Annotated in this window: 8 protein-coding genes; 6 read left to right on the top strand and 2 right to left on the bottom strand. The window is 62.8% G+C overall.

Translation table 11 applies throughout. The features are described 5' to 3' along the window. Positions 1-38 precede the first annotated feature (38 nt). Positions 39-1115 (top strand): ABC transporter substrate-binding protein, encoded by a 1077-nt coding sequence (locus tag D886_RS0110445; RefSeq protein WP_027593881.1) that lies wholly within the window; start codon positions 39-41, stop codon positions 1113-1115. Between the two features lie 341 nt (positions 1116-1456). On the opposite strand, the gene D886_RS0110435 is transcribed toward D886_RS0110445, so the two are convergent. Both D886_RS0110435 and metH read right to left on the bottom strand, forming a co-directional pair. After that, on the bottom strand, positions 1457-1675 hold the full coding sequence (locus D886_RS0110435) for a DUF2970 domain-containing protein (RefSeq protein ID WP_027593880.1): 219 nt from the start codon (positions 1673-1675) through the stop codon (positions 1457-1459). 163 nt (positions 1676-1838) lie between these two features. Continuing rightward, positions 1839-5546: a methionine synthase gene (metH, locus tag D886_RS0110430; RefSeq protein WP_027593879.1), complete on the bottom strand. Its 3708-nt coding sequence runs from the start codon at positions 5544-5546 to the stop codon at positions 1839-1841. A gap of 136 nt (positions 5547-5682) precedes the next feature. Between metH and D886_RS0110425 the strand changes: the two genes are divergently transcribed. The 5 genes from D886_RS0110425 to D886_RS0110405 all read left to right on the top strand — a co-directional run bounded on the left by D886_RS0110425 (position 5683) and on the right by D886_RS0110405 (position 11246). Continuing rightward, positions 5683-8022, top strand: coding sequence for a fatty acid cis/trans isomerase (locus tag D886_RS0110425; RefSeq protein ID WP_371097526.1), 2340 nt, complete (start codon positions 5683-5685; stop codon positions 8020-8022). Between the two features lie 235 nt (positions 8023-8257). Beyond that, a complete protein-coding gene (locus tag D886_RS0110420) occupies positions 8258-9292 on the top strand; it encodes an acyltransferase (protein ID WP_027593877.1) in 1035 nt (344 codons plus the stop codon). Positions 9293-9350: 58 nt separating this feature from the next. Continuing rightward, positions 9351-9935 (top strand): Fe-S biogenesis protein NfuA, encoded by a 585-nt coding sequence (gene nfuA, locus D886_RS0110415; protein WP_012271640.1) that lies wholly within the window; start codon positions 9351-9353, stop codon positions 9933-9935. Positions 9936-10149: 214 nt separating this feature from the next. Beyond that, the gene (locus D886_RS0110410) at positions 10150-10758 is read left to right on the top strand and encodes an SCO family protein (RefSeq protein WP_027593876.1); all 609 of its coding nucleotides are present in this window, start codon (positions 10150-10152) and stop codon (positions 10756-10758) included. Beyond that, complete coding sequence (locus D886_RS0110405; RefSeq protein WP_027593875.1) at positions 10758-11246, top strand: copper chaperone PCu(A)C; 489 nt, start codon at positions 10758-10760, stop codon at positions 11244-11246. The genes D886_RS0110410 and D886_RS0110405 overlap by 1 nt, the downstream gene beginning before the upstream one ends. Positions 11247-11255 lie beyond the last annotated feature (9 nt).

Below are 11255 nucleotides of genomic sequence, written 5' to 3'. Positions count from 1 at the left end.
GTTTATACTCGCGGGTTTGTTGCAAGGGGTGTTACCGCATGCTCAAGGCGCTTTGCCAAAGCTTGTGCCTGAGCCTGCCGTTGGCAGCCAATGCGCAGGCTGCTTCCGTCGTGTTCCTTAACCCAGGCTTGTCCACCGAGACATTTTGGGTCAGTTATGCGCGCTTCATGCAGGCCGCGGCTGACGACCTGGGCATGATGCTGCGGGTCGAATACAGCGAGCGCAATGCCGAGCGAACCCTGAGCCAGGCACGGGCGCTGCTAAAGGGCCCGCAGCGGCCGGACTACCTGGTGCTGGTCAACGAACAGTATGTGGCGCCGGAAATCATCCGCCTTTCGAAGGGGACCGGGGTCAAGCTGTTTCTGGTCAACAACGGGCTGACGGCCAGCCAGGCACAAAGCATCGAGGCGCAGCCCGAGAAGTATCCCCAGGTGCTGGGCACGCTGACCACCAACGACGAGCAGGCCGGTTACCAGATGCTGCACCAGATGGTTGCCTTGCTCCCACGCACTGACGGGCCGGTGGACCTGGTGGCCTTCGCCGGGGTCAAGACCACGCCAGCCTCGCAACGGCGCGAAGCGGGCATGCGCCGCGCCTTGGCCGACTTCCCTCAGGTGCGTCTGCGCCAGGTGGTGTATGGCGGCTGGAGCCGTGAGCGCGCCTTCGAGCAGGCGCGTGTGTTGCTGCAGCGTTACCCGAACACCACGCTTGTGTGGTCGGCCAACGATGAGATGGCCTTCGGCGCCATGCAGGCATTCGAGGCGGCTGGGCGCATGCCAGGGCGCGATGCTGTGTTCAGCGCCGTCAACAGTTCGCCCGAGGCGTTGCGGGCGCGGGTCGACGGGCGCCTTGGGGTGTTGATGGGTGGGCACTTCACCTTGGGTGGCTGGGCCATGGTCATGCTGCACGACGATGCGCGCGGGGTGGTGGTCAATCGCGATGGCCTGCGTGAGCACAGCGTGCCCGCGTTGCAGTCGATTGACCAGGCAAAGGCGCGGCGTTGGCTCAAGTTGCTCGAGCAGGCTGATCATGGTGTCGATTTTCAGCCCTACAGCGCTGAAGGGCGCCCGGCTGACTACACGTACCCGTTTCTGACCGCACCGATGGATTACTGAACGCATTGCCACTTGGCGGCGTTGGCGAGGGATGCGGGCTTGGCAACGCCTGAGCGTCGCCCGTCGCCGGACAAAAGACCTTGCTTGAGGAAAGGGCATTGCTCGTCTTAACTGCTGTGGGTGAAGTGCATTCCCATAACCACAACAAGAGGCAATGCAATGGGAAACTCAACCAAGGTCCGCAAAGCTGACAGCAGTGTCGATGCCTGGGCGATTCTTTGCTTGATCGTCCTGGTGGTGGTCACCGCCGTGTATTGGGTCAGCCACCAGTAGACTGCCATTCAGACCGTGATGCAGCCAAGACGCCTGCGGGAGGGATTCCCGCAGGCGTTTTCATGGGCTCAACGCGCGGTCAGGTGCAGGGCCAATTGCACCAGGCCGATCAGTATCAGAATGAACAGCAGGGTGAACACGGTACCCATCGCAATGAAATGGCTGGCTTTGCCGTGGGTGAAATCGCGTGCGCGGTTCTTGCCGCTCTGCACACCGAAGGCGGCGGCGAGGATGCTGTGCAGCATTTGCCAGAAGGTGGGGGGCTTGCCTTGGCTTGAGTCGTCCATGGGGGCTCCTGGGTTTCGGAGGCAATCAGGGACAGTGTAGGCAATGGAAGGGGTGTTGGCTTTGCTGGCCTCTTCGCGGGCAAGCCCGCTCCCACAGGAGGGGCGAGCAAATCCCTGTAGGCGCGGGCTTGCCCGCGAAGAGGCCAGTCAGGCTAGAACGGTCTTAGCTGTCGTACCCAAGGTTCGGCGCCAACCAACGCTCACTCACGCTAACCTCCTGGCCTTTACGCGCGCTGTAGCTGTCGATCTGGTCCTTGTCGACCTTGCCCACGGCAAAGTACTGCGCCTGCGGGTGGGCAAAGTACCAGCCGCTGACCGCCGCCGCCGGGAACATCGCAAAGTGTTCGGTCAGGAACACGCCGCTTGGGCCTGTCTCGCCAATGGCCGTGCCGTCGAGCAGGCGGAACAGGGTTTCTTTCTCGGTGTGGTCCGGGCAGGCCGGGTAGCCGGGGGCAGGGCGGATGCCGCTGTACTGCTCCTTGATCAACGCTTCGTTGTCCAGGTGCTCGTCGCGGGCGTAACCCCAGTGCTCTTTACGCACCTGCTCGTGCAGCCATTCGGCGCAGGCTTCGGCCAGGCGGTCGGCCAAGGCCTTGACCATGATCGAGCTGTAGTCATCGCCCTTGTCCTGGTAGGCCTTGGCCACTTCCTCGGCGCCGATGCCCGCGGTGGTGATGAAGCCGCCGACGTAGTCGGTGACGCCGCTGTCTTTGGGTGCGACGAAGTCGGCCAGCGACCAGTTTGGCTTGTTGTCAGGCTTGATGGTCTGCTGGCGCAGGTGGTGCAAGGTGGCCAGGGGCTGGCCGTCATCGCCATAGACCTCGATGTCGTCATCGGCGACCTGGTTGGCCGGCCAGAAGCCGAACACGGCGCGGGCACTGATTAGCTTCTCGTCGATCAGTTTGTCGAGCATCTCGCGGGCGTCCTTGTACAGCGACGTCGCGGCCTCGCCGACCACTTCGTCGGTGAGGATGCGCGGGAATTTGCCGGCCAGGTCCCAGGAAATGAAGAACGGCGTCCAGTCGATGTACTCGGCCAGGGTGCGCAGGTCGATGTCTTCCAGCACCTTGACGCCGGTAAAGGTGGGCACGGCTGGCTGGTAGCTTGCCCAGTCATACTGCGGTTTGGCCGCGATGGCCTTGGCGTAGCTCAGGCGCTCGGTGCGGGCACTGCGGTTGGCGGTGCGCTCGCGCACTTCGACGTAATCCTGGCGGGTCTTCTCGACGAAGCCGGGCTTGAGCTCCTTGGACAACAATTGGGTCGCGACGCCGACGGCGCGCGAAGCGTCGGTGACGTAGATCACCGCGTCGTTGCTGTACTTGGGTTCGATCTTCACCGCCGTGTGCGCCTTGGAGGTGGTCGCGCCCCCGATCATCAGCGGCAGGTTGAAACCCTGACGCTGCATTTCGCGGGCAACGTGGACCATCTCGTCCAGCGACGGGGTGATCAGGCCGGACAAGCCGATGATGTCGCATTTCTCGTCGCGTGCGGTCTGCAGGATTTTCTCGGCCGGCACCATCACGCCCAGGTCGACGATGTCGTAGCCGTTACAGCCCAGCACCACGCCGACGATGTTCTTGCCGATGTCGTGCACGTCGCCCTTGACCGTGGCCATCAGGATCTTGCCCTTGGCTTCGGGCTTGTCCCCTTTTTCGGCTTCGATGAACGGGATCAGGTGTGCCACGGCCTGCTTCATCACGCGCGCCGACTTGACCACCTGCGGCAAGAACATCTTGCCGGCACCGAACAGGTCGCCGACCACGTTCATGCCGCTCATCAGCGGGCCTTCGATGACTTCGATCGGGCGCGCGCACTGCTGGCGGCACTCCTCGGTGTCTTCGACGATGTGCGCGGTGATGCCTTTGACCAGGGCATGTTCCAGGCGTTTGCCGACCGGCAGCGAGCGCCAGGCTTCGTTTTCGACTTCCTTGGTGGCGCCGCCGCCTTTGTAGTCGTCGGCGATGGCCAGCAGGGCATCGGTGCCTTCCGGGGTGCGGTTGAGCACCACGTCCTCGACCTTGTTGCGCAGGTCGGCCGGGATTTCGTCGTAGATTTCCAGCTGGCCGGCGTTGACGATACCCATGGTCAGGCCATTGCGGATGGCGTGGAACAGGAACACCGAGTGGATCGCTTCACGCACCGGGTTGTTGCCGCGGAACGAGAACGACACGTTGGACACACCACCCGAGCTCAAGGCGTGGGGCAGGTGGTCGCGGATGTAGGCGCAGGCTTCGATGAAGTCGACAGCGTAGTTGTTGTGCTCTTCGATGCCGGTGGCGACGGCGAAGATGTTCGGGTCGAAGATGATGTCTTCCGGCGGGAAGCCGACTTCGTTGACCAGGATGTCGTAGCTGCGCTTGCAGATTTCCTTCTTGCGCGCGGCGGTGTCGGCCTGGCCGACCTCGTCGAAGGCCATCACCACCACGGCGGCGCCGTAGCGCTTGCACAGGCGGGCGTGGTGCTTGAACTGCTCGACGCCTTCCTTCATGGAAATCGAGTTGACAATGCCCTTGCCCTGGATGCACTTGAGGCCCGCCTCGATCACTTCCCACTTGGAGGAGTCGATCATGATCGGCACGCGGGAGATGTCCGGCTCGCCGGCGATCATGTTGAGGAAGCGGACCATGGCGGCCTGGGAGTCGAGCATCCCTTCGTCCATGTTGATGTCGATCACCTGGGCGCCGGCCTCGACCTGTTGCAGGGCCACTTCCAGGGCTTCGGTGTAGTTCTCTTCGCGGATCAGCCGGGCGAACTTGGCGGAACCGGTGATGTTGGTGCGCTCGCCCACGTTGACGAACAGCGACTGGCGGTCGATGGTGAACGGCTCCAGACCCGACAGGCGGCAGGCCTTGGCGATCTCCGGGATCTCACGTGGCTTGTACTTGGCAACCGCCTCGGCGATGGCCTGGATGTGGCCCGGGGTAGTGCCGCAGCAGCCGCCGATGATGTTAAGGAAGCCGCTGGCAGCGAACTCCTCGACCACCGCGGCCATTTCGGCCGGGGTTTCGTCGTACTCACCGAAGGCGTTGGGCAGGCCGGCGTTGGGGTGCGCAGAGACGTGGGTGTCGGCCTTGGTCGACAGCTCTTCCAGGTACGGGCGCAGGTCCTTGGCGCCGAGGGCGCAGTTGAGGCCGACGGAAATCGGCTTGGCGTGGCGCACCGAGTTCCAGAAGGCTTCGGTGGTCTGGCCCGACAGGGTGCGGCCCGAGGCGTCGGTGATGGTGCCGGAGATCATGATCGGCAGTTCGACGTTGTCATCCTCGAACACCTGTTGCACGGCGAAGATCGCCGCCTTGGCATTGAGGGTGTCGAAGATGGTTTCGATCAGGATCAGGTCGGCGCCGCCCTCGATCAGGCCGCGGGTGGCCTCGATGTAGTTTTCCACCAGCTCGTCGAAGGTGACGTTGCGGTAGCCGGGGTCGTTGACGTCCGGGGAAATCGAGCAGGTGCGGCTGGTCGGGCCCAGCACGCCGGCGACGAAGCGCGGTTTGTCCGGCGTCTCCAGGGTCTTGGCGTCGGCCACCTGGCGGGCGATGCGCGCGCCTTCGACGTTCAGCTCGTAGACCAGCGACTCCATGCCGTAGTCGGCCTGGGAAATCTGCGTGGCGTTGAAGGTGTTGGTTTCGAGAATATCGGCGCCAGCGTCCAGGTAGGCTTTCTCGATCGCGGCGATGACATCGGGGCGGCTAAGCAGCAACAAGTCGTTGTTACCTTTCACATCGCTTGGCCAATCGGCAAAGCGCGTGCCACGATAGTCGTGTTCCTCGAGGCGATAACTTTGGATCATAGTACCCATGCCGCCGTCGAGGATCAGGATGCGCTCTTTGAGTGCGTGCTGGAGTGCTTGGAGACGAGCGCTGCGGTCGGACATAGGAACTACCTGGTCGGGCGAATATCAGAAGGTGCCGAATCATAACAAAGCTGCGCGGTTTTTAGGCGCACTGCCCATTTGCATGAATTTAGCTCATGTTGGCGCACAAGCACCCAAGGACGACCAGGCAATCGTGATGGCTTTCAAGAACCAGGACTTTCCGCACATGGTGCATCGTTGTATTCGTGCTTGGGCAGGCGTTTTCGCCTTGCTCATCAGTGGCGCGACCTTCGGGCAGGCTGCCCAATCGAGCCCGGCTATTTCCTACACCCGGGATATCCAGCCGATTTTCACCGAGAAGTGCGTGGCCTGCCATGCCTGCAACGACGCGGCCTGCCAGCTCAAGCTGGAAAGCCCTGAGGGCGCGGTGCGGGGAGCGACCAAGGTGCCGGTGTACCAAGGTGACCGCAGCGCGGCGGTGCCGACTACGCGGCTGTTCTACGACGCCCACAGCGAGGGCGAGTGGCGCAAGAAGGGCTTTTACTCGGTGCTCGACGGCCAGGGCAGCCAGGCCGCGCTGATGGCGCGCATGCTCGAGCTGGGGCACAAGACGCCGCTTACGCCCAATGCCAAGCTGCCCGAGGACATCGTCTTGGGCATCAACCGCAACAACATGTGCCCTTTGCCCCATGAGTTCGACGCCTACGCTGGCGCGCACCCTAAAGAAGGCATGCCGCTGGCGGTCACCGGCCTGACCGACCAGGAGTACACCACCCTGCAACGCTGGCTGGCAGCTGGCGCGCCGGTGGAGTACCAGCCGATTCAGCCGAGCGCGGTCGAGGCCAAGCAGATCGCCGACTGGGAAGAGCTGCTCAACCGCCCGGGTTCGACCGAGGCGCTGGTTGGCCGCTGGCTTTACGAGCACCTGTTCCTTGCGCACATCTACTTCGTCGGCGGCGAGCAGGGCCACTTCTTCCAGTGGGTGCGTTCCCGCACGCCCAGTGGCCAGCCGGTCGACGTGATCGCGACCCGACGCCCCAACGACCCGCCAGGCACCGACTTTTACTATCGGCTGATGCCGGTGCAGGGTGTGATCGTGCACAAGACGCACATCACTTACCCAATGGGGCCGCAGAAGCTCAAGCGGGTCAAGCAACTGTTCTACGCGGGTGACTGGCATGCCTCGGCGCTGCCAGGCTATGGCCCGCGCCACCGGGCCAACCCGTTCGAGACCTTCGAGGCGATCCCGGCGGTGGCGCGTTACCAGTTCATGCTGGATAACGCCGAGTACTTCGTGCGCACCTTCATCCGTGGCCCGGTGTGCCGTGGGCAGATTGCAACCGACGTGATCCGCGACAACTTCTGGGCGCTGTTCCAGGAGCCGGCCCACGACCGCTACATCACCGATGCCCAGTACCGTGGCGAGGCCACGCCGCTGCTGGCCATGCCGGGCCAGATCGACGACGTGGGCAGTGTGCTGGGCCTCTGGCATGCCTACCGCGACAAGCGCAACGAATACGAAAAACTGCGTCGCGAAGCCTATGCCGAAATGCCGGCGCCGGGCTGGTCGACATTGTGGGCCGGTAACGACAATGCACTGCTGAGCATTTTCCGTCACTTCGACAGCGCCTCGGTGACCAAGGGCCTGATCGGGGATGTGCCGCTCACCGTGTGGCTGTTCGACTACCCCTTGTTCGAGCGCACTTACTACCAGTTGGCTGTCAACTTCGATGTGTTCGGCAACGTTTCGCACCAGTTGCAGACCCGCCTGTACTTCGACCTGATCCGCAATGGCGCCGAGGTCAACTTCCTGCGCCTGATGCCGGCCGACCAGCGTGGCGCGATCCTCAGCGACTGGTATCAGAACAGCGGCAAGGTGAAGATGTGGCTCGATTACGAGGACATCGACACTGACACCCCAAGTGGTATCAAGCTGGACCCGGCGAACCCAAAACGCGACTTCGGGCTCAAGCTGGTGCAGCGTACCGGCAGCCTGAATGCGGCACCTGACCCGATCAACCGCTGCCAGGGGGCTTACTGCTCGCGGCCGCAGATGAACGAAGCGTTCCGCAATGTCGAGCAGTCGCTCAGCCGCCTGGTGTCGCGCCCGGCTGCCGGGCTCAAAGTCATCAACCAGCTGCCTGAGGCGACGATGCTGCGTATCGAAGGGCAGGGCGGCCAGCGCCAGGTGTACAGCCTGCTGCGCAACCGTGCGCACAGCAACGTTGCCTTCCTACTGGGTGAGGCCTACCGCTATCAGCCTGGGCTGGACACCCTGACCTTGTACCCGGGCGTGCTCAGCAGCTACCCGAACTTCATCTTCAACATTCCGGCCGAGGACGTGCCCGAGTTTGTCGAGGACATGGAGTATGCGCGTGATGATGCCGACAAATTCGAGCGCATCGTCATGCGCTGGGGCGTGCGCCGCAGCCATCCGCAGTTCTGGCAGTACTTCCACGACCTCAATAGCTACATCAAGGAGACCCAGCCGGTGGAAGCGGGTGTGCTGGACATGAACCGCTACGAGAACCTCTGATCGGTCAACCTGACCTTTCCGAAACAACTGCGGTCGGAAAGGTTGGGTGGTCTTGATCGATTGCAGGGGGGCTGCTTTGCAGCCCTTCGCGGGTGAACCCGCTCCCACAGGGAAAGCGCTGGCCTCTTGACCGGTGCAGTACCTGTGGGAGCGGGTTTACCCGCGAACGAGCGCGTAGCGCTCGCCTCTGCATTCGGCCAGCGGCCTCAATGCACCGGCAATCGCAGGGTATTTCATGCTGTATTCGCTTCAGGCACTGCGGGCGTTCGCCGCCTGGGTGGTGGTCTGCCACCATTTCATGCAGATCTTCTTCGACTTCAAGGCCAGCGGGCCCATCGGCCAACTGCTCACCGACCGGGGCGCTGTCGGCGTCGACATCTTCTTCGTCATCAGCGGCCTGGTTATCTACCTCTCCACCCGCGACAAAGCCATCGAACCCCGCCAGTTCCTGCTCAACCGGGTGCTGCGCATCGTCCCGGCGTACTGGTTCTACACCTTGGTCATGGCGGGCCTGCTGCTGGCGGCCAGCCGCTGGATGCCGCACCAGGAATTCGACTGGCACCACCTGCTGTTGTCGCTGCTGTTCGTGCCTGCGGAAAACCCCGGCGGGTATGGCCTCTATCCGACCTTGAACGTGGGCTGGACGCTGAACTTCGAGATGTTCTTCTACCTGCTCTTCGGCCTGGCATTCCTGGTCCGCCAGCGCCATCAGTTGCTGCTGGTCACCGTCGCGCTGCTGCTGGTGAGTGAAGTGCTGGGGCGGCTGGGTGTGCTCAGCCGCTTCTACAACAATGACATCATTTATGAGTTCCTGCTCGGCATCGGCCTGGGTGTGCTGTATCGGCGCGGTGTGATCCGCCAGGGCATCTGGACGCCCCTGGCGTTGCTCGCGGTGGCGGGGTATGCCATCTACCACCTCGACGCCTCCCAGCGCCTGCTGCATTGGGGCCTGCCGAGCGCGCTGGTGGTGCTGGCCTTTGTCTCCCTGGAACCGTTGTTCGCGGGTAACCGGCTGCTCAAGGCGCTGGGCGACTGTTCGTATTCGGTCTACCTGATCCACGTACTGGTGCTGTATGCCGGCTGGTTCGCCAGCCAGCGGCTGCACCTGAACCCGTACCTGGTGTTTGCCCTGTGCGTGCCGTCCATTGGACTAATGTCGTGGTTCAGCTACCAGTGGCTGGAGCGCGGCCTGTATAGGCGGATGCAGGCCTGGCTGGCGGCGCCACGGGGGCAGGCGCCGGCGTATGCGCTTTCCCGAGTCAAATACTAGGACTTTGTACAAGGGCCAGGTTGGCGTACACTTGGCCGCAAGTCTGTGAGGAACTTCCATGAGCGCTATAACCATTACCGACGCCGCCCATGATTACCTGGCCGATCTGCTCTCCAAGCAGAATACGCCCGGCATCGGCATCCGCATTTTCATCACCCAGCCAGGCACCCAGTACGCAGAGACGTGCATTGCCTACTGCAAGCCGGGCGAAGAGAAGCCTGACGACACCGCCGTGGGTCTGAAGAGCTTCACCGCTTACCTCGATGCAGTCAGCGTACCTTTCCTGGAAGACGCCCTGGTCGATTACGCCACCGACCGCATGGGCGGCCAGCTGACCATCAAGGCGCCGAACGCCAAGGTGCCGATGGTCAACGAGGACAGCCCGATCAACGAGCGTATCAATTACTACCTGCAGACCGAGATCAACCCGGGCCTGGCCAGCCATGGCGGCCAGGTAAGCTTGGTGGACGTGGTCGACGACGGCATCGCTGTGCTGCAGTTCGGCGGCGGTTGCCAGGGCTGCGGCCAGGCCGACGTGACCCTGAAGGAAGGCATCGAGCGCACCCTGCTCGAGCGTATTCCGGAGCTCAAAGGTGTGCGCGACGTGACCGACCACACCCAGAAGGAAAACGCGTACTACTGATACCAGGGTTCGCCGCTTCCTTAGCAACAAACTGTTACGAGTTCAACCCCTGCGACAACAGGCCGCAGCCCGTATTCAAAGGGCTGCAGGCCATCTGCGCCTTCGTCGGGTAGAAGCACTTGGGGTGTCATGTAAGAATGCCCCGGTTTTTCGGCTGGCCCGTCCCAAGGGCCGGTACCTTTCCTGTAAAGGATGGCCTGTAAAGGATAGTTCCATGAATGATCTGTATACCCGGCGCGCGGTTGTCGCCGGGATGGGCGTTCTCGGGCTTGGCCTGCTGGCTGGCTGCAGCCCGGCCCGGGGTCTTGAGTTCAAGTACGGCAAGAACATGAGCAACGAAATCCTTGGGCGCAAGTTCAACCTCAAGGACCCCCAAGGCAACCCGCGTACCCTGTCGAGCTTCTACGGCAGCATGCCAATGATTTTCTTCGGCTTCACCCAGTGCCCGGCGGTCTGCCCGACCACGCTGGCGCGGGCGGCGCAAATCAGGCAGTTGCTCAGGGGCCGCGACCGTGACTTGTTCCAGGTGGTGTTCATTACCCTGGACCCGGAGCGCGACACCCCCGAAGTGCTCGACGCCTACGTCAAAGCGTTCGACCCCTCGTTCACCGCGCTGACGGGCACCCCCGAAGAAATCGCCGAGGTGGCCAAAGAGTTCAAGGTGTTCTACGAGAAGGTCCCGGCCGGGGATACCTACACCATCTCTCATTCGTCCACCAGCTACGTCTACGATACGCGTGGCACCCTGCGCCTGAGCCTTGGGCATTCCCTGAACGCCAAGGAATGCGCTGAAGACCTGGTCACCCTGATGGAGATTTGCTAATGGCTGTTTCACTGCAACCGATCAAGCGCGGCCTGGCCGCCATCGCCCTGCTGGGCCTTGCCCTGCCTGCCCTGGCCCAGACCACCGTGAGTGATGCCTGGGTCCGCGCCAGCGTGCCGCAGCAGCAGTCCACCGGTGCCTTCATGACCCTGACGGCCAGCAGCGACAGCAAGCTGGTTGGCGTTGAATCGCCTGTGGCCAAGACCGTGCAAGTGCATGAAATGACCATGAACGGCGACGTGATGGGCATGCGCGAGGTCAAGGCCGTCGAGTTGCCGGCTGGCAAAGCGGTCACCCTGGACCCGAACGGCCTGCACGTGATGCTGATGGGGTTGAACCAGCAGGTGAAAGAAGGCGAGCAGGTGCCACTGACCCTGGTCATCGAAGATGCCAAAGGCGGCAAGGAAACGCTGCAGGTGCAAGCGCCAGTGCGTCCGCTCAACGCCGAGGCAGGCGGTGGGCATGACCACATGCACATGAAACACTGATTCATCTGG

The organism is Pseudomonas sp. LAIL14HWK12:I7, from assembly GCF_000483465.1.
Lineage (GTDB): Bacteria > Pseudomonadota > Gammaproteobacteria > Pseudomonadales > Pseudomonadaceae > Aquipseudomonas > Aquipseudomonas kermanshahensis.
Note: the sequence above shows the minus strand (reverse complement) of the source record. Positions and strands in the feature narration are given on the sequence as shown.